17 protein-coding genes and 1 rRNA gene are annotated in these 18,948 nt (G+C 69.3%); 8 read left to right on the forward strand and 10 right to left on the reverse strand.

Annotated features, from left to right (window positions below):
• Positions 1 to 234: 234 nt before the first annotated feature.
• Both ACWC2B_RS37190 and ACWC2B_RS37195 read right to left on the reverse strand, forming a co-directional pair.
• Complete coding sequence (locus tag ACWC2B_RS37190) at positions 235 to 1,233, reverse strand: anion permease (protein ID WP_450724635.1); 999 nt, start codon at positions 1,231 to 1,233, stop codon at positions 235 to 237.
• A gap of 7 nt (positions 1,234 to 1,240) precedes the next feature.
• Entirely contained in the window at positions 1,241 to 1,861 is a 621-nt protein-coding gene (locus tag ACWC2B_RS37195) for a DUF47 domain-containing protein (protein ID WP_450724637.1), read from the reverse strand.
• 221 nt (positions 1,862 to 2,082) lie between these two features.
• On the opposite strand from ACWC2B_RS37195, the gene ACWC2B_RS37200 reads away from it, so the two are divergent.
• The gene (locus ACWC2B_RS37200; RefSeq protein ID WP_053729023.1) at positions 2,083 to 2,427 is read left to right on the forward strand and encodes a metal-sensitive transcriptional regulator; all 345 of its coding nucleotides are present in this window, start codon (positions 2,083 to 2,085) and stop codon (positions 2,425 to 2,427) included.
• Positions 2,428 to 2,507: 80 nt separating this feature from the next.
• Here ACWC2B_RS37200 and ACWC2B_RS37205 read toward each other — a convergent pair whose 3' ends face one another.
• Both ACWC2B_RS37205 and ACWC2B_RS37210 read right to left on the reverse strand, forming a co-directional pair.
• Positions 2,508 to 2,705, reverse strand: coding sequence for a hypothetical protein (locus ACWC2B_RS37205; RefSeq protein ID WP_450724639.1), 198 nt, complete (start codon positions 2,703 to 2,705; stop codon positions 2,508 to 2,510).
• Positions 2,706 to 2,843: 138 nt separating this feature from the next.
• On the reverse strand, positions 2,844 to 3,638 hold the full coding sequence (locus ACWC2B_RS37210; RefSeq protein ID WP_450724641.1) for a hypothetical protein: 795 nt from the start codon (positions 3,636 to 3,638) through the stop codon (positions 2,844 to 2,846).
• Between the two features lie 471 nt (positions 3,639 to 4,109).
• On the opposite strand from ACWC2B_RS37210, the gene ACWC2B_RS37215 reads away from it, so the two are divergent.
• Positions 4,110 to 5,687, forward strand: a complete 1,578-nt coding sequence (locus tag ACWC2B_RS37215; protein ID WP_450724643.1) for an FAD-binding oxidoreductase — start codon at positions 4,110 to 4,112, stop codon at positions 5,685 to 5,687.
• A gap of 42 nt (positions 5,688 to 5,729) precedes the next feature.
• Here ACWC2B_RS37215 and ACWC2B_RS37220 read toward each other — a convergent pair whose 3' ends face one another.
• The 4 genes from ACWC2B_RS37220 to ACWC2B_RS37235 all read right to left on the reverse strand — a co-directional run bounded on the left by ACWC2B_RS37220 (position 5,730) and on the right by ACWC2B_RS37235 (position 10,424).
• Positions 5,730 to 6,434 (reverse strand): phosphatase PAP2 family protein, encoded by a 705-nt coding sequence (locus tag ACWC2B_RS37220; protein WP_450724645.1) that lies wholly within the window; start codon positions 6,432 to 6,434, stop codon positions 5,730 to 5,732.
• A gap of 204 nt (positions 6,435 to 6,638) precedes the next feature.
• Positions 6,639 to 7,652, reverse strand: a complete 1,014-nt coding sequence (locus ACWC2B_RS37225; protein WP_450724647.1) for a bifunctional lytic transglycosylase/C40 family peptidase — start codon at positions 7,650 to 7,652, stop codon at positions 6,639 to 6,641.
• 67 nt (positions 7,653 to 7,719) lie between these two features.
• The gene (locus tag ACWC2B_RS37230) at positions 7,720 to 9,447 is read right to left on the reverse strand and encodes a serine/threonine-protein kinase (protein WP_450724649.1); all 1,728 of its coding nucleotides are present in this window, start codon (positions 9,445 to 9,447) and stop codon (positions 7,720 to 7,722) included.
• Positions 9,448 to 9,503: 56 nt separating this feature from the next.
• Positions 9,504 to 10,424: a trypsin-like serine peptidase gene (locus ACWC2B_RS37235; RefSeq protein WP_450724651.1), complete on the reverse strand. Its 921-nt coding sequence runs from the start codon at positions 10,422 to 10,424 to the stop codon at positions 9,504 to 9,506.
• A gap of 462 nt (positions 10,425 to 10,886) precedes the next feature.
• Here ACWC2B_RS37235 and ACWC2B_RS37240 point away from each other — a divergent pair, with 462 nt between their 5' ends.
• The 6 genes from ACWC2B_RS37240 (at position 10,887) to ACWC2B_RS37265 (ending at position 18,189) form a co-directional block, all read left to right on the forward strand.
• Complete coding sequence (locus ACWC2B_RS37240) at positions 10,887 to 11,195, forward strand: hypothetical protein (protein ID WP_053729027.1); 309 nt, start codon at positions 10,887 to 10,889, stop codon at positions 11,193 to 11,195.
• A gap of 176 nt (positions 11,196 to 11,371) precedes the next feature.
• The gene (locus tag ACWC2B_RS37245) at positions 11,372 to 12,238 is read left to right on the forward strand and encodes a hypothetical protein (RefSeq protein ID WP_450724653.1); all 867 of its coding nucleotides are present in this window, start codon (positions 11,372 to 11,374) and stop codon (positions 12,236 to 12,238) included.
• Entirely contained in the window at positions 12,228 to 13,574 is a 1,347-nt protein-coding gene (locus tag ACWC2B_RS37250; protein ID WP_450724655.1) for a hypothetical protein, read from the forward strand. The genes ACWC2B_RS37245 and ACWC2B_RS37250 overlap by 11 nt, the downstream gene beginning before the upstream one ends.
• A complete protein-coding gene (locus tag ACWC2B_RS37255; protein ID WP_450724657.1) occupies positions 13,571 to 15,118 on the forward strand; it encodes an SCO6880 family protein in 1,548 nt (515 codons plus the stop codon). Before ACWC2B_RS37250 ends, ACWC2B_RS37255 begins: the two co-directional genes overlap by 4 nt.
• Positions 15,119 to 15,137: 19 nt before the next feature.
• Complete coding sequence (locus ACWC2B_RS37260; protein ID WP_450724659.1) at positions 15,138 to 16,550, forward strand: ATP-binding protein; 1,413 nt, start codon at positions 15,138 to 15,140, stop codon at positions 16,548 to 16,550.
• A gap of 1 nt (position 16,551) precedes the next feature.
• Positions 16,552 to 18,189, forward strand: a complete 1,638-nt coding sequence (locus ACWC2B_RS37265; protein ID WP_450724661.1) for a type VI secretion protein — start codon at positions 16,552 to 16,554, stop codon at positions 18,187 to 18,189.
• A 43-nt stretch (positions 18,190 to 18,232) separates the two neighbouring features.
• Here the strand turns inward: ACWC2B_RS37265 and ACWC2B_RS37270 are convergent, their stop codons facing one another.
• Positions 18,233 to 18,781, reverse strand: coding sequence for a GNAT family N-acetyltransferase (locus tag ACWC2B_RS37270; protein ID WP_450724663.1), 549 nt, complete (start codon positions 18,779 to 18,781; stop codon positions 18,233 to 18,235).
• Between the two features lie 77 nt (positions 18,782 to 18,858).
• Positions 18,859 to 18,948, reverse strand: a 5S ribosomal RNA gene (rrf, locus tag ACWC2B_RS37275); the annotation flags it as partial.

Here is an 18,948-nt window from a genome sequence, read left to right on the forward strand (position 1 = left end):
GGCAACGCGGCATGGGGGTCCCCCCTGGCCCTTAAGGCCTTGGGGGAGTGCGTGCCAGACGTCACGGGCCCGGGCGGGGTTCAGACACAGGCTCTCAGGGCTGCGCCCCGGACCCCGGGGCTGTCCACACGCCCGGGGGAACGAGCAACCAGCCACGATCCGCAGCCGAATCACCCGCCCCCGGAGGGTTGCGGGAAGGGGCGGGGCGGGGCACAACTCCGCACCCACGAAGGGTTACCCGAAGAACAGCCGCACCACGAGATAGCTCAACGCGGCGACCAGCGCCGCCGCCGGCATCGTGATGAACCACCCCAGGATGATGTTCTTCGCGACCCCCCACCGCACCGCGTTGACCCGCTTCGTCGCCCCCACGCCCATGATCGCCGAGGTGATCACATGCGTCGTGGAGATCGGCGCGTGGAACAGGAACGCGGACCCGAACATGATCGAGGCACCCGTCGTCTCCGCGGCGAACCCCTGCGGCGGATCCAGCTCGATGATCTTCCGCCCCAGCGTCCGCATGATCCGCCAGCCACCCGCGTACGTACCGAGCGACAGCATGGCCGCGCATGCGATCTTGACCCAGATCGGGATCTCGTCGCCCGCGGACTGCACGTCGGCGATGGTCAGCGCCATCACCACGATGCCCATGGTCTTCTGCGCGTCCTGGAGGCCGTGGCCGAGTGCCATGCCGGCCGCCGAGACGGTCTGCGCGATACGGAACCCGCGCTTGGCCTTGTGCGGGTTGGCCTTGCGGAACATCCACAGGATCGCGCACATCACGAGGTAGCCGACGAGCAGGCCGATCACCGGCGAGATGAACATCGGGATGACGACCTTGTCGAGCACGCCGGACCAGTACACGGTGGTCCCGCCCGCGAGCGCCGCCCCGACCATGCCGCCGAACAGGGCGTGCGAGGAGGACGAGGGAAGCCCGAAGTACCAGGTGACCAGGTTCCAGATGATCGCGCCGATCAGCGCCGCGAACAGGATCCCCATCCCCTTGTTGCCCTCGGGCGTGGAGATGAGCCCCTCGCTCACGGTCTTGGCCACGCCGCTGCCGAGGAAGGCGCCGGCGAGGTTCATGACGGCGGCCATCGCGAGCGCGGCACGCGGGGTGAGCGCCCTCGTCGATACCGACGTGGCGATGGCGTTCGCCGAGTCGTGGAAGCCGTTCGTATACGTGAATCCGAGCGCGACCCCGATGGTCACGATCAATGCAAAGGTGTCCATGACCGGGTCAGGACTCCTTGACGGCGATGGTCTCCACCGTGTTCGCCACGTGCTCGAACGCGTCCGCCGCCTCTTCGAGCACGTCCACGATCTGCTTCAGCTTCAGCACCTCGATGGCGTCGTACTTGCCGTTGAAGAGGTGGGCGAGCAGCTTGCGGTGGATCTGGTCGGCCTGGTTCTCCAGGCGGTTGACCTCGATCCAGTACTCGGTCAGATTGGACATCGTGCGCAGGTTCGGCATCGCCTCGGCGGTCAGCACGGCCGCCCGGTTCAGCACCTCGATCTGCTGCTCGACGCCCTTGGGCAGTTCCTCCACGTTGTAGAGGACGACCAGGTCGACGGCCTCCTCCATGAAGTCCATGATGTCGTCGAGGCACGAGGCGAGGCTGTAGATGTCCTCGCGGTCGAACGGCGTGATGAACGAGGAGTTCAGCTGGTGGAAGATCGCGTGGGTGGCATCGTCCCCCGCGTGCTCCGCTGCCCGCATGCGCTCCGCGATCTCGGCCCGGGACGCGGAATCCGCTCCGAGCAGTTCCATGAGGAGCTTCGAGCCCGTGACGATGTTGTCCGCGGATGCGGAGAACATGTCGTAGAAGCTCGTCTCCCTGGGGGTCAGACGAAAGCGCACGTGGGGTCCTCGGAGTGCTTGGGATTCGGTCAGGCTGATGCTAGGCGCATCATCCGGCCACGGCTAACCGGCGTTCTTCAGTGTCGCCCATCAGGCACAGTGATCAGCACGGGCCCCCGTCGGGGATCCGGAAATTCGTTACCATATACCCATGAGGGGTATCGAACCCCTTGCCCCACACGGCAGGCCACCAGGCACATGGCAGACAACGGGAGGACGCGATGACGACCACCGAGGCAGCCGGCCCCCCGGTCGAGACCCCTGTGACCGATCACGACCACGGCGTGCACGGCTACCACAAGCAGAAGGACGAGCACCTCAAGCGGCTGCGCCGGATCGAGGGCCAGATCCGCGGTCTTCAGCGGATGGTCGACGAGGACGTCTACTGCATCGACATACTCACCCAGGTCTCCGCGTCCACCAAGGCCCTGCAGTCCTTCGCGCTCCAGCTCCTGGAGGAGCACTTGCGGCACTGCGTGGCGGACGCGGCGGTGAAGGGCGGCGACGAGATCGACGCCAAGGTCGAGGAGGCCACCAAGGCCATCGCCCGCATGATGCGTACGTGAGGCGAGAACGCGGGCGCAGGCGCAGGGCGCGGCGGGAACGGACCTGCCGCGCCCTGTGTCACCCCGACAGCCGGTGAGGCCTATCCCCGGGGACTATGTTCCAGCGGCTGCCCGGGCGGGCCGGGCTGCCCCACGTTCAGCACCTCGTCGATGAGGTCCGGACTGAGCCGGTCCCCCTCCGCGGAGGACGCCGCGATCATCAATTCCCCGCACAGCTCGATCTCGACGAGGGCCACGTGGTCCTGGACGGTCGCACCGCGAAGCGAAGCCACGCACATCACCTCTTCCTCGACCTCTTCCCGCTCTTCTCGCCATCGTCGGCTTCCTAGCGTAGGGAGAGGGACACGGACCGCGCATGGCACGGACGGACCATTTCCGCCACCACAGGCCCACCTGAGGGGGCCATTTCTGGCTGATTACGGCTGGATCTTCCCGTCGAAGATGTCCCGCGCGTCCGGCAGCCGTACGCTCACGGCCGCCCCGAACCCGTACAGCAACGTCGTCGAGGCGACCGCGACGGGCCGGCCCCCGTTGACGTAGATGAACTGCTGGCGCACCTTGCACAGCCGCCCCGCCTCGTCGAGGTACGCGTCGAACGGCACAGCCCCCTTGGAGAACCCTTTCACCACCTTCGCGGGCAGTACCGCGCTCCCCCGGTAGTGCCGCACCTTCACCCCGGCGAGATGCTCTTCACCGACGTACGTCACGCCCTGCGCGCCGCGCAGCAGTTCGGCGGCCGCGTACGGGTCGGTGGCGCCGCCCGTGACGAGGTTGCCGTCGGCGAGCGCGGCGGTGTCGACCCGCACCCACTTGTCGGCGGGCACCCCGGCCCCGCGGTTCTTCATGTAGAGCGCGCCGGGCGCGAGGAGTTCGGTGATCGGCTGATGGTCGGTCTCCCCCGCGGCGTCCTTGGGCAGCACCACCGTCAAGTGCCCGGTCCTGCGCCGGAAGTCGTACGTTCCCTGCCCGCGGATCGTGATGCGGGTGCCCCCCGTGGCCATTTCCATGGAGGTGGTGGCACTCGAACTCCCCGCCTCCACAAGGCGATCGGCGGCGTTCCGCACCAGTGCCGCAGGGTCCGCGGCGCTGCCCCCGCCCGCGCCCCCCGCGCTGTTCCCGCCACACCCGGCGGCGCCCGCGATCACCCCGCCCACCAGCGCGGCGGACACGATCGCACCCGCTCGCCCGGCTCCGTGCCGTTGCACCACCATCGCCGCCAAACCCCCAACGCCCACTGGCCTAGCCCGTACTCCTAACGACTCCGGTACGGCCCCCGTCACGCCCGCAGTACGGTGGTGAAGTGCCCCACCAGACCACCATCACGGAACGCGGCAGCTTCGCCATCGCCCGTTGCTCCTGCGGCTGGACGGGCCCGGCCCGCCGAAGCCGCGACAGGGCCAGAACAGACGCCCAGACCCACAACCCGCCCCTCTCGATCCGGCCCGGCAACTGACCGGCCCCGGAGACGCCACGTCCACCCTGCTTGAGCGCGCACGCGGTTGGGCGGTCGGTCCCCGTCGGGCCGTGGGGAGCTGATCACGCAGTTCCCCGCACCCCTGGCAGCGTGATCCTTGGCAGGGTGCCCGTGCAGGCATCCCCCGGAGGGTCTGGGGAAGGGGCGGGGTGGGGAAGAAGCCAGCCCAGCACCCCACCCGCCCCACAAGCCCCCCGGGAGTCCCGAATTGCACCGCCGCACCCTCCTGACCGCAGCCGCAGCCGCCCCCACCGCCCTCACCGCAGCGGCCTGCACCACCGGCACCGGCCCAGGCGCCAACACAGGCACCGGGAGGCAGAAACCGACCCCGCCCGGCACGACCTCCACCAGCCCCTCGAAGGCCGAGCCCGCGGACTGGCCCGCCCTCGCCCACTCCCTCCAGGGCAAACTCGTCCGCCCCGACGACGCCGACTACGCCACCGCCCGCCAGCTGTACAACACCCGCTACGACAACCAGAAGCCCGACGCGGTCGCATACGTCGCCCACGAGGCGGACGTACAGGAATGCCTCGCCTACGCCCGAGCCCACCGCACCCCGATATCCGTCCGCAGCGGAGGCCACAGCTACGCCGGGTGGTCATCCGGCACGGGCCGCCTGGTCATCGACGTATCGCGGCTGAACGGTGTGGCGGACGACGGCACCGTCGGCGCGGGCGCGCGGCTGATCGACGTCTACACCGGCCTCGCCAAGAGCGGCCGCACGATCCCCGGCGGTTCCTGCCCCACGGTCGGCGTCTCGGGCCTGACCCTGGGCGGCGGACACGGCGTCACGGCCCGCGCGTACGGGCTGACCTGCGACAACCTGACCTCCGCGAGCCTCGTCACCGCTGATGGCCGAAAACTGACGGCGAGCGCGAAGCAGAACCCGGATCTGTTCTGGGCCCTGCGCGGCGCGGGCAACGGCAACTTCGGGGTGGTCACGGGCTTCACCTTCCGTACGCACGAAGCTCCCCAGGGCGTGACCGCCTATCTGACCTGGCCCTGGCGGCAGGCGCGGGGCGTGATCGAGGCCTGGCAGGAGTGGGGGCCGGACCAGGCGGACGAGATATGGTCCGCCGCGCACGTGGCGGGGGCGGCCGGCGGCAGCGACCCGACCGTCAACGTCGCGGCGTTCTCCATCGGTTCGTACGGCGATCTGCAGAACGCCCTCGACCGCCTCGCCGACCGCGCGGGCGCACCGGCGGCCACCGTGTCCCTGCACCGCACCGGCTTCCAGGACGCGATGCTGCTGTACGCGGGGTGCTCCACCTTCAGCCAGGCCCAGTGCCGCATGCCCGGCAAGACCCCGGGCCGCTCCCCGCAAGGAGTGCTCCAGCGCGAGACGTACGCCGCGAAGTCCGACTTCTACACCAAGGCGATCCCGGCGGGAGGAATACGTCAACTCCTCACCGGCGCCGAGGAGTTCAGCCGCATAGCGGCGGCGGACAACGGGGGCGGCGGCACCATCGTGCTCACCGCGCTCGGAGGCGCCGTCAACCGGGTCGCCCCCGACGCCACCGCCTTCGTGCACCGCACCTCGCGGGTGCTCGCCCAGTACATCGCCTCATGGCGGCCGGGCACATCGGGCGCGAGCCAGCAGGCCTGGCTGACCCGCACGCACGACGCGATGCGCCCGTACGCGTCGGGCGCGGCCTACCAGAACTATCCGGACCCGTCCCTCACCGACTGGCGTACGGCCTACTACGGTTCGGCCGCGCCGCGCCTGGCCCAGCTCAAGAAGCAGTACGACCCGACGAGGCTCTTCGACTTCCCCCAGGCACTCTGATCCGGGGCTCTCCGAATGACAGCCAGCTGACCAGGCGTCAGATCAGGCGGCGAGGTCACGCTCCTCGGACCCCGGGTACTCGACAGCGCCGCCGGACGCGGCCGGGACCACCGTCAGCGCTTTGCGCGAGTGGACCAGGCGGCCGAGCCGCGGCGACCGGGCGACGGCCGCGACGACCGGGGTGAGCAGCATCTGGGCGAGCGGGGCGAGCAGCAGCGCGACGGCGGTGCCGAGCGCGAAACCGCCCACGACGTCGGTCGGGTAGTGCACGCCCATGTAGACCCGGCAGAAACCTTCGAGCAGGGCGAGGCCGAGCGCGATGAGGCCGAACTTCCGGTTGGCGACGAAGAGTCCGGCCCCGATCGCCATGGCGAGGGTGGCGTGGTCGGAGACGAACGAGAAGTCGGTCTTGCCGTCGGCCAGGACATCGAGGCCCTTGTGGTCGAGGAAGGGCCTCGGCCGTTCCACGAAGCCGCGGATGGGGATGTTGACCACGACGGCGATCGCGGCGGCCAGCGGCGCCCACACGATCCCGGCGACGGACGCGACCGCCGACTGCCGGTCCTCCCCGCGCCGCACGCTCCACCAGCACCACAGCACGACGAGCACGAGGCCGAGCAGGATCCCGTACTCCCCCACGAACCCCATCACTCGGTCGAGCCACGACGGGGCGTCCTTGGCGAGTCCGTTGATGTCGTAGAGCAGGCTGACATCGGGATTCGCTCCGTCGAATGCGAGTCCAGCCATGCTGCGGCCCCTTGCCTTGTTCCGGCCTGCGCTACCAACCCCCGTGGTCAGTACGTACATCAGTCACTGTCCAGGGAACGCCCTCGGTGCCCGCCGCGTTCCACTCTCCACTGAATGATCACGTCGACGTTATCGAAGAGTGACTCATCGTCGCAGCTCAGGGCCTTGGCTTCACGGAGAGTTCGAGCCACCGGGGGAGCTTGTTCAAGCCCCCGGTTTGAACGTGGGCAGGGCCGCGGCGCCGTCCTTCGTGACCCGGGTCGCGCCGAAGTAGTCGGGCGCATCGATCTTGTCGAAGCGGATGACGGCGCCGGTGTAGGGGGCGTTGATCATGTACCCGCCGCCCACGTACAGGCCGACGTGATGGATGGCCCGCGAGTTGCTGAGGTCGGTCGAGAAGAACACGAGGTCGCCGGGGAGCAGCTCGTTCCGGGCGGGGTGCGGGCCGGCGTTGTACTGGTCGTTGGCGACGCGCGGCAGCGTGATCCCGACGCTCTGGTAAGCGGCCTGCGTAAGCCCCGAACAGTCGAACCGCCCCCCTTGCTCGGGCGTCCCCTCCCCACCCCAGAGGTAGGGCGTCCCGAGCTTCTGCTGCGCGTAGTAGATGGCCCCGGCCGCCTGCTGCGAGGGCTGCACCCGGCCAACAGGAGCGGCGAAGCTCTTCTCCAGGGAGCGGATGGTTTTTACGTAGCCCTGGGTTTCCGGGTAGGGCGGAACACCCTTGTACTTGATGACGGCGTATGCGCCGGCGTTGTAAGCGGCGAGCATGTTGTCGCTCGCGTCGCCGGGAACGTCCTTGACGTATTTGGCCAATTCGCAGTCGTACGAGGCAGCTGACGGAATGGCGTCCTGGGGGTCCCAGATGTCGCGTTTGCCGTCGCCATTGCCGTCGATGCCGTGGCTGGCCCAGGTGTCGGGCATGAACTGGGCGATGCCCTGCGCGTTGACCGGACTGACGGCGCTGGTCTTCCAGCCGCTCTCCGAGTAGAGCTGCGCCGCGAGCATCGCCGCGTTGAGGGCGGGGCAGAGATTGCCCCACTTCTGCACGATGGGCTGGTACACCGAGGGGACCGCGCCCTTGGCCAGCCCGACCGCCCGGCCGCCTCCCATACTGGAGGCGAGGCCGGCAGCGGCCGAATACGTACCGACGACGAGCAGCGCGATGAAGCTCAGGCACACCCCGAACCCGATCCCGCCGACCACCCAGACTCTGCGCACCCCTCAACCCTCCCCCATCGGGGCTCAGTTCACCGCCAGTTCTCGGGCACTCATGTCAGGACGTTGCTCATCCGGCCATGAAGCCGTCGCACACGACGCTCTTGTAGTCCTTGGTCCCCTTCACATGGCGGTACGTCACCGTCCACTCCCCCGGGTCTCTGCTGAGGGGGATGGCGGGAAGCACCTTGCCACCGGCCCGGTAGGTGAAGTCATCGGGATAGGTGAAGTACTTCCACTCCGTCTGGCCGGGCGCGTACATGTTGGTCACCTTGCTCATGAACCCCAACTGCCGGTTGTTGCCACTGGCCGTGGGGCTGCCCTGGGCGTCGAGTTCGTGGAGCGGCTTGACCGCCACCGAGAGGTAGTACGGGTCCAGCCCGGGGTCCTCGTCCTTCAGCCGGTAGCCGATACGTACCTTGCCGGGCGGCACGTCGTCGTCCGGGTACTCCTCGCCGGTCGTGACCGCGTACTGGAACTGGAGGTGCGCGGCCTCTTCAGCCGGGAGGTTGCACCGGTGCGACTTTCCCGACCAGAAGTCCCCTGACGGCGCGGTCTGCTCGATGAACTGCGGTGGCCCCTTCGGGGTCTGCCCACCGCCGGAGGGCGAGGCGCTCCCGCTGGGCCCGGGTGACGCGCTCCCCTCGGGCTTGGCGGAAGAGGACGCCGGTGACGGCCCCTTCGCGCCGCCCTCCGCCTGCGCGCCCCCGCCCCCGTTGTCGCGTACGGCCCACACCGTGACCCCCACTGTCACCCCCAGCACGACCGCCACCGCCGCCGTCACCATCCACGGCGTGCGCCGGGAACGAGGTGCGGCGGGGGCCGTCGTGCCCTGCGGGGCCAGGGTCGGTATGTAGCCGGGCTGTGGTGTCGACTGGGTCGGGACGTAGCCCGGGCCCATCGTGGGCAGTTCGTGCGGGGCCCGCATCGTGGACGCCGGGACCTCTTCGGCGAGGCTCGCGAGCGACTGGTAGTACGGGTCCTCGGCCAGTGCGGAGCCCACCGCGCAACGGGCGATGACCTCGGTGGGCGACGGCCGCTTGGCCGGGTCCTTGGCCGCGCACGCCCGGATCAGCGCGGCGAGCCCGGGCTCGACCCCGGCGAGGTCAATGTCCTCGTGCACCGCCCGGTACGACACCGCGTCCATCGGCCCGGCGCCGAACGGCGGCCGCCCCGTCGCCGCGAAGGCGAGCGTCGCCCCGAGGGCGAACACATCGGCTGCCGCACTGACCTGATTGCGCATCAGGACCTCGGGTGCGGTGAACCCCGGCGTGCCGGGTGCCAGCCCCGTCTGAGTGAGCGCCGTGTCCGCCGCCCCCTTCGCGATCCCGAAGTCGATCAACTGCGGGCCCTGGGGCGACAGGATGACGTTCTGGGGCTTCAGGTCGCGGTGGGTGACCCCGTACCCGTGCACGCTCGCCAGGCCCTCCGCGAGGGCCGCGAAAAGGCGGCGGCACGTGTCCGCGGGGAACGCGCCCCGCTCGCGCACCGCGTGGGAGAGCGTCGGCCCGGCGACGTACTCCGTGGCCAGCCAGTACGGCGGCGCGGACAGCGACGCGTCGATGAGGTTCGCGGTGTACGCGCTGCGCACCGCCCGCACGGTCTCCGCCTCGCGCCGGAAGCGGGTCAGGGCCTCGGGGTGGTCGGTGATCTCGTCTTTGATCACCTTGATCGCGACGAGGCGGCCGCCGGGCGAGCGCCCGAGGTAGACCATCCCCATCCCGCCCGCGCCGAGGCGTGCGAGCAACGCGTACGTACCGATCCGTTCCGGATCCTGCCGAGGCCTGAGCGCATCCACCGCCCAACCCTGTCATGTGACCGTCCGCGGTCAAAAGCCGGGTGATCAGGCCGTGATCAAGGAAGTACGCAGGCGCACGGAATCGCCTGATTCGTAGTCAATGGCGTACTGGCGACGGTGGGTTGAGGGGCGACCGCCACACCTGCCGCCGCCGACTTCGGGTCGCCCACAGGCTTCGGGACGCCCGCGGGCTTCGGGTCGCCCGCCGCCTCCGCGAGCTTGTACAGCGACTTGGTGTGCTGCCCGAAGACGATGCTGTACGAGACGTCGGGGTCGTCGCCGCCGAACTCATACCCCCCGATCACCCCCGCGACCGCCCCGCCCTCGACGACCCAGGGGCTGCCGCTGGTGCCGCCGGGGAAGTCGGGGCAGTCGACGCGCTGCTGGGTGTCGCCGTACGCGATGGACGTGTTCGTGCAGACCTGCGGCTCCTCGGCGTCGCCCGGGTAGCCGGTGACGGTCACGGAGCGCCCCGTGGCGCGGCCGGTGAACAGCGGGGCGGCGCCCACCGCGTCCTCGACCTTCTTGCCGCCGTCCGAGCCGGGCCCGAGCACCGCGAAGGCGACGTCGCTGTCCTGGTCGCCGTCCTCGTTCCAATTGTCGTCGGCGTACACGGACTGCACCGGCCAGGTCCCGTACGGCGCCGAACCGTCCCGGTAGGCCGGCACGAACACCGCCTTGCCGCCCTCCGACTCGTCCGCGGGCAGGCAGTGCGCGGCGGTGACGATGAGGTCGCGGCCCGAACTGTGCACGACCGACGCGGTGCAGTAGTGCCCGCCGTCGAGGTCCCCCTTGAACAGCGCGCCCACCCGGGCGTTGACCGCCGTGGCCGGCGCCGCCTCGGTCTGGTTCTTCGCCGCCGCGTCATGGTCCCCGTACGTCGGTATGACCAGCAGCACCGCCACGGCCGACAGCGCGCCGAATCTTCCGCGCACGGTGGTCGCGTACTTCATCCCGGAGATGCCAGTGCGCTTCATACGGTGCGTCTCCTGGTGGTCGGCGGGCCTGCTTGCGGACTGCGAAACACTGTGACTCTCGCGGGCCCGGCTGAGAACGACCATGAGCCTTTCCTGAGAAGTTTCTTTGACTCTTCCCCCGGCCCCAGCAGGCCGATACCTGACTCACGCCGCCCGGCCCCCGGGGCCCCCGGCTTTGGACCACCTGCGGCGACACCCGCCGGCACGACAAGCGACCCAAGGATGCGACAACTGACAGCCATTGCCCGGAGTCACCTCGCGTGATACACAGAGTAACCATACGCGTTTTCGCATACATCCGATTCACCGCAGGTCAGGGCGGTGCGACCGGCGCTGTCTCGCGGGGGCGGGTAAAGAGAGGCGTCAAGGCGTCCTACTCCGACGGTTTCATCAGCGAAGATAGGATCTGACCCATGCCGTGGGGCAGGGGCTTCGAACTACCCGACAGGGGCGGTGAGTTACATGTACCTGGCAGCCGGAAAAGGCGACATCACCACCATCATCGGCGGAATCGCCCCCAACTGGGGGCCGTTCGGGACGCTCGGCAACGAGGCCCGCATCATGGTCGAGGTGGTGATGGCCGTAGCCATCCTCCTCTGCCTCGGCATCGCGGTATGGGGCGCGGCCAAACAACGGATCGGAGCGACGGCGCTGCGCGACACCTTCAGCGCCGAACAGGGCAAGGGCCTGATCGTGGCCGGCCTGACCGGAGTCTTCATCATCGGCTCGCTGGGCACGCTCTTCACCATCGTGTACGGAATGGCCGTCTGACGCCTCGTCAGCTGGCCCGTTCCCCCTTTCCGTCCCCCCTCACACCACCCGTCCGTCGTGCCCAACGGCAGAGGTTGCATCTCCCTGATGTCGAGTCACCACACCGCGCCCGCGCGGGAACCAGCACGGCTACCGTCGTACTACGCGGAACCGCACACGGTCGAGGGGGCGCAGGCATGAGTTTCGACGACGAGCCGGGCCACGGCGGGGGCGATCCGGGCCACGGCGACGACCGCTTCAGCACGCTCGGCGGCACCCGCCAGACCCGCACCCGCCTGCCCGAAGGCGCCGGCGACATCTACGGCGGCACCCGCCGCCCCCCGCGCAACAACCGCTCCCTTGTGATGGTCGTGGGCGTCGTGGTCCTGCTGGTGGCCGCGATCGCCTTCGCGAACCGGGGCGGGGATTCCGGTTCCTCCTCGGACGGCCAGAGCGCGAAGAAGCCGGAAGCGCAGTCGACGGCGGCCACGGGCACGAAGCCGGTGGACGGCAAGCAGGCGGGAATCGCGTCGGGGTTTGCGCAGACTGAGCAGGGGGCGCAGTCGGCAGCGGCCAATTACGCGGTGGCGCTGGGTTCGGAGGGCATGTTCAGCACCAGCCGCCGGCACGAGATCGTGAACACGGTGTACGCCCCCGATGTCGCGGCGGCCCGGCAGGGCGACCTCGACAAGGTGTACTCCGGGAAGGACTTCCTGACCCGCATCGGCCTCAACCCGGACGGCACGGCGCCCGCTGGGCAGACGTTCATCTCCCGGACCAACCCGGTCGGTTCCAAGGCCGACACGTTCGACGGCGCCACCGCGACCGTGTCGGTCTGGTACTCGGCGCTGTTCGGGCTGGCGGGCGAGGGCTCCAAGAACCCGGTGTCCGAGAGCTGGTTCACGAACACGTTCCATCTCAAATGGACCGGCGGGGACTGGAAGGTCACCGACTTCTCGCAGAAGGACGGTCCGGCGCCCGTCGGCCGTGACCAGGCCGCCGCTCCGGCCAAGGACATGACCGACGCCGTGGAGCAGTTCGGAGGGTTCACGTATGCCCGGTAAGCCGCCCCGCAGCGCCTCCTCGATCGCTGTCGCCTTCACTGCCGTCCAGACGGCGGCCATCCTGCTCGCGAGCAGGGCGTATGCCGCGCCCACTCCCACGCCGAGCGGGCCACCGGTCGGCAGTCCGAGCCCCAGCCCGAGCCCGAGCAACAACGCCTGCGACCTCATTCGTGGCCCCGCCAGGGACTACTGCGAATCCGGCTCCAGCAAAACCGGCAGCACACCCCCCACCGATACCGCCGGCGCATCCGACCCGCTGAGCTCCCTGGCCAAGGGCTGCGCCGACGCCGCAATCTGGGTCGTCGACACGCTCTCCAAGTTCGTGAAGACCGCCGCCAAGGTGGACTTCACCGACCCCGCCTTCCTCGGCCGCTACGCCGTCGTCTTCGCCGCCGCCACGGTCCTCACGCTCGTCCTGTGGCTGCTCGCCGTCACCAAGCGGGCCATCCGCGGGGTGCCGCTGTCGACCGCGATCTCGGAAGCCGTCGGCTTCCTGTGGCTGACCGTGCTCGCCTCCGCGTTCACCCCGCTGATCCTCTACACCGTCGTCAACGCCACGGACGCCGTCACCGACGTCATCGCCTCCGGCACCGGCGACCAGACCGACGTCTTCTTCGGTTCGTTCTCGGCCGCGCTCAAGAAGGGCACGGACATCGGCGGCGGCCCGATCATGCTGATCGTCGTTTCCCTGGTCACGATCCTCGCGGCCGGCGTGCTCTTCCTGGAGCTCTACATCCGCGCCCTCCTGCTGTACGTGGGAGCGCTGCTCGGCGTCGTCGTGTACTCGGGGCTCGTCGACAAGAACATGTGGGGCCATGTCCGCCGCTGGGCCGGGATCATGATCGCGATCATCCTGGTGAAACCCATCATCGTGATCGTCCTCAGCCTCGCCGGTGCCCTGTCCTCCGGCAAGGGTCCCGACTCGTTCTCGGCCGTCGTCTCCGGCCTGGCCATCATCCTGCTTGCGATCTTCGCCTCGGCGATGATCTACCGCTTCGTGCCCGGCTTCGGCGACGAGATCGCCTCGGCCCGTACGAACCGCAAACAGGCCACCGACGGCTCCCAGGCCGCCGCCGTCATCTCCTCACCCGCCGCTCTCGTCTCGCAGGGCATCAAGACCCACAGCGGCCGGGGCAACCAGGGGGGCGGTGCCGCCCAGGCCCGCCCCGCCAACCCCGTGTCCGGCGGCGTGGCCGCCCACAGCAGCCGGGGCTCCGGCGGCGGGGTCGGCGGCGGAACTGTCCCCTCCGCCGCACCTCCGCCGCGGCGCGGCTCCGCGCCGACGTCCGGCACACCGCACACCCGTAACAAGAACACTGGAGGTGGAGGGCGTTGACGACCCAGTCCCAGCCGGTCGCGCCCCGCCGTACGTATCTGATCGGCCGCGCCCGGCCGTCGGCCGTCGTCGGCAAGAACCGCGAGACCGGCGAGATCGTACTGATCATCGGCGGCGCGTTCCTCGGCATGATGTGCGGGCTGCTCGTCCCCGTCCTGTCCCTGCGGATCGTGCTCCTGATGGGCTTCCCGTTCCTGGCGCTCGCCGCGGTGTACCTCCCGTACAAGCACCGTACGTTCTACAAGTGGTTTGAAATCAACCGCAGTTATAAGCGCTCGCTGCGGCGCGGCACCACTTACCGCTCGGGCGCGGCCGAGGCCGGAGTGAGCCTCGACGGGCGCGAGGTCGAGGTCGGGCCGCCGCCCGGCATCGGTCACATCAGCTGGCTCGCGGCCCCCTTCGGCCCGGACGAGATCGCCGTCCTGCTGCACGCGGACCGGCGTACGGTCACCGCCGCGATCGAGATCGAGGGGCCCGGCGTCGGCCTGCGCGACAGCGAGGACCAGGAGGCCCTGGTCGACCGCTTCGGCACGCTGCTCAAGCATGTCGCCAACGGCGACGGCTTTGTGACGAGGCTTCAGATGCTGGCCCGCACCCTGCCCGCCGACCCCGACGCACACGCCAAGGACGTGGCCCAACGCGGCGACGCCAAGTCCCCCGACTGGCTCCAGGAGTCGTACGAGCAGCTCCAGTCGATGGTGTCCACCTCCAGCGAGCAGCACCGCGCCTACCTCGTGGCCTGCATGCAGTACAGCCGCGAACTCGCCGCCGAGGCCCACGCGATGGCCCGCGCCGCCAACCCGCACGGCCGCAAACTCGACCGCGACGCGGGCCTCGCGGTCGTCATGGCTCGCGAACTCACCGACATCTGCGCCCGGTTGGCGGAGGCCGACATCCGCGTACGCCAGCCGCTCGGCCAGAGCCGGCTCGCCTCGCTCGTGCACTCCATGTACGACCCGGACCACCCCATCGACCACATCCAGGCCATGACCAAGCGCAACGCCTGGCCGGCCGAGCTGGACGCCGTCGAGCCGACGTACCTCCAGGCCAAGACCCGCGAGTCCTCGACGCGGGCGCCCTGGTGCCACGCCACCGCGTGGGTCAAGGAGTGGCCGATGACCCCGGTCGGCGTCAACTTCCTGGCCCCGCTGCTCGTCCACACCCCGGATGTGATCCGTACGGTGGCCGTTTGCATGGATCTCGAACCGACCGAAGTTGCGATTGAGCGAATGCTCACGGAAAAGACCAACGACGAGGCAGAGGCGTCCCGCGCGGCCAAGATGAACCGCACCGTCGACCCGCGCGACATCGCTGCCCACGGGCGTCTCGACCAGCGCGGCGAGGACCTCGCGAGCGGCGCCGCGGGCGTCAACCTGGTCGGCTACATCACGGTGTCCTCGCGTTCACCGGAGGCGCTGGCCCGCGACAAGCGGACCATCAGAGCCTCCGCCGGCAAGTCGTATCTGAAGCTGGAGTGGTGCGACCGCGAGCACCACCGGGCCTTCGTCAACACCTTGCCGTTCGCGACCGGAATCCGCCGCTAGTTGAGAGGCAGTACCCGCCATGCGAGATCCGCTGTCTCTCATCACCGACGCCTTCACCTCCCTGCTTTTCGGCAAGGTGGAGACCACCCGGCTGCCCGTCCGCACCTCCACGGGCCAGGCCCAGGCCGTCTACCTGCCGACCGCGGCCCCCGGCCTCGGCGACTCCGGCGTGATCATCGGGCGCGAGGTGTACAGCGGCAAGGGCTACATCTACGACCCCTTCCAGCTGTACGGACAGCAGCTCCCGGCCCCGCACTGGCTGGTGCTCGGCGAGTCCGGCAACGGCAAGTCGGCGCTTGAAAAGACGTACGTACTCAGGCAGTTGAGGTTCCGCGACCGGCAGGTCGTCGTACTCGACGCGCAGGGCGAGGACGGCGTCGGCGAGTGGAACCTCATCGCGCGCGAGCTGGGGATAACTCCCATCCGGCTCGACCCGATGACCGCGATGGACGGCGGCATCCGGCTCAACCCCCTGGACCCGGCGATCACGACGACGGGCCAGCTCGCGCTGCTTCGAACGATCATCGAAGTTGCGATGGGACACGGCCTGGACGAACGATCGGGTTTCGCTCTCAAGGTTGCGCATGCGTACGTCAACGCCACGATCACGGACCGCCAGCCGGTCCTGACGGACATCGTCGAGCAACTCCGCCACCCCGAGGCCGAGTCGGCCGAGGCGATGAACGTCGACATAGACGACGTACGAGCCTGGGGCCTGGACGTCGCCCTGGTGTTGGACCGCCTGGTCGACGGCGACCTTCGCGGCATGTTCGACGGCCCGACGACGGTCGGCATCGACCTGGACGCCCCCCTGATCGTGTTCGACCTCTCCCACATCGATCGAAATTCGATCGCGATGCCGATCCTGATGGCGATCGTGGGCGTATGGCTGGAGCACACCTGGATCCGCCCCGACCGGAAGAAGCGCATCTTCCTGGTCGAGGAGGCCTGGCACATCATCAACAGCCCGTTCGTGGCCCAACTCTTCCAGCGTCTGCTGAAGTTCGGCCGCCGCCTGGGCCTGTCGTTCGTGGCGGTGGTCCACCACCTGAGCGACGTGGTGGACGGCGCGGCAGCGAGGGAGGCGGCGGCGATCCTGAAAATGGCGTCGACGCGGACGATCTACGCGCAGAAAGCGGACGAGGCAAGGGCAACGGGAAGGGTCCTGGGCCTACCCCGCTGGGCGGTGGAGATCATCCCCACCCTCACCCCAGGCATCGCGGTATGGGACGTGAACGGCAACGTCCAAGTGGTGAAGCACCTGATCACAGAACGCGAACGCCCCCTGGTCTTCACGGACCGCGCCATGACGGAATCGGCGGCGACGGACAACATCCTGGCCTCGGAGTTGGACTCCCAGCTCGAATCAGAAACAGAACGCCGAGCGGCGCTGGTGGAACAACAACTGTCCGCCGAGGGCACGGTGGCGTGAGGTGAGCGGAACGGGCACCCCGAGAGGCGACCAGCGCGGCAGCGACCAGCGCGGCATCCCGGACGGACTCCTGGTGGGTCTGCTGGCCTTCCTCCTGGGCCTGACGGTCCTGGTATGGACGGCCACGGGCTTGGCCGGCCTCTTCACCCACGGAGCCTGGCCCCCCGCCGTAACGTTCACCCACAGCCCGCTGGCCCTGCGTTCCCTGGTCACAGCCCCTCACGACCTGCCGGCGGCCTGGCCGGACACACCCCCGGACTCCCTCTCGGGCTACGGCCTGTTCTGGGGTCTGCTGATCGGCGAGCTACTGATCGCGATCGTCCTGGCGATCTTCGCGCTGGGGACGTTCACGCGGTGGCGGGCGGTCAGGGCGAGAGCGAGGCAGGAAGCAGAAGTCGCTCGGGATACACATCCCGCCCCCTTCACTCCCGCTGTGGGCGGCACGTTCCCGGCCCCCTCCACTCCCGCTGTGGACAGTCGTTCCGCAGGACGATTGGGGTCTCCCCTGGTCGAGCGAAGCCCAGACCTCGGGGAAGGGTGGGCACAACGAACCCCGCCAGCCGGAACCCCGGTCACCGCCCCCGACCCCGACCTCGGCCAACCGGTCGCACCAAACCCCGCGCGACCCGACAGCCCCGGGTCCCTGCAACTCCCCACCCCCGCAAGGGAACCCGCCCCCACGCCAGTGGAGCAATTCCCAGCCCCCCGGGCGGAGCAGCGCCTACTCTTCGGCCCCCCAGAAGCAAGAAGACCCAGAGCCCTACAGGCAATCCAGGACGCCGAGGGCGCAGCCCTCATCGTCACCTCGGACCCCACCCTGTGGGCAGAAACAAAGGACGCCAGAGCAAAGCTCGGCCCCGTACACGTCTACGACCCGACCCACCGCTGCGACACCCCCGCCAGACTCCACTGGTCCCCCACAGCCGGCTGCGAAGACCCGGACACCGCGGCAGCGAGGGCGGTCGCGCTCCTCGCCCCCGTCCGCCCCCAGGCCCGCGTGGACGCCGCCATGGCAGACACCGCGGAAACCCTCCTGCGCTGCTGGCTGCACGCCGCGGCCCTGGACAGCCGCGACGGCAGGGCGATGAAGCAGCTGCACCGCTGGGCCCAGGGAACAGCGGTCCAGGACGCCGTACGCATCCTCCGTACCCACCCCAAGGCGCAGAGCGGCGGCGCGGGGCTCCTGGAGTCGGCCCTCACCGCGTACCCCGAACGCCGGGAAATCGCCCAGGAGTTGACGGCCCGAGCCCTCGCCTGTCTCTCCTCGATCCACATCCGCGACGCCTGCACACCAAATCGAGCAGATTCGCTCGCCCTGGAATCATTTGTGAACGAGGGGGGCACCCTTTATGTGGTGGGTGAACCGATCGAGAACCCCCGGTCCCATCCCGCCGCGATGCCCCTGCTCACGGCACTCGCCTCAGACGTGGTCGAGCGCGGCCGCCGCATGGCCGAACGGTCATCTGACGGTCGCCTCGACCCACCAATGACGCTCGTCCTGGACGACGTCGCGGCCGTGGCTCCGCTTCCCCGACTTCCGGAGCTGCTGTCGACCGGTCAGGACCAGGGCATGCCGCCCCTGGTCCTGCTCCGCTCGCCAGAACAGGCCAAGGCCCGCTGGACCGAGGCGCTTACCTAAGGGCAGCCACGTAAGAGGAGTCAGAGAAATACGGCTGCGGCCGCTACGGCCGCACAACCTCCATCTCAAGGTCGTGGCAGCCGTCGCCGGACAGCAACGCGGTGACTCCGGTCGATACGAAGCCGATCTTCCGGTAGAAGCCCTGGGCGCGCGGGTTGTTCTCGTGCACGAAGAGCCGAACCCGGTTCACCCGCGGCTCTTCCAGCGACCAGGCCCATTCCATCGCGGCCGCGAAAAGCCGCTCGGTCAGCCCGACTCCGCGGTGCTCGGGCCGTACGAACACGCCCACAAGTTGCGCCTGCGGCGAGGCGATCCGGTTCCCGAAGACATCGAGACTGCCCTCGGCCTCGACCAGCACCACAACACCGCCGGCCCATTCGCCGTCGGGCCCCTCAGCGATGAAATGCCGGGCGGAATTACCCTGCGAGACCCCGGCCACCCGCTCCTGCCAGTGCGAATCGGGCCGCGCGGCCGCGTTCTCAAGCGTGTCCAGGAAGGCTACAGGAGCAGCGGGATCAGCCAGCGAAGCCAGCCGCAGCTCCTTGGACTTCCGCCATTCGTCGGCGCGGACGGGGCGTATGACATGTTCCATGGACCGATACTGCCACAACGCGAAAAAGCCCCGCACCGTGACTCTGAGAGTCTGGTGCGGGGTTTTCCCTAAAATTTGTTCGGCGGCGTCCTACTCTCCCACAGGGTCCCCCCTGCAGTACCATCGGCGCTGAAAGGCTTAGCTTCCGGGTTCGGAATGTAACCGGG

It is taken from the genome of Streptomyces sp. NPDC001415, from assembly GCF_053597395.1.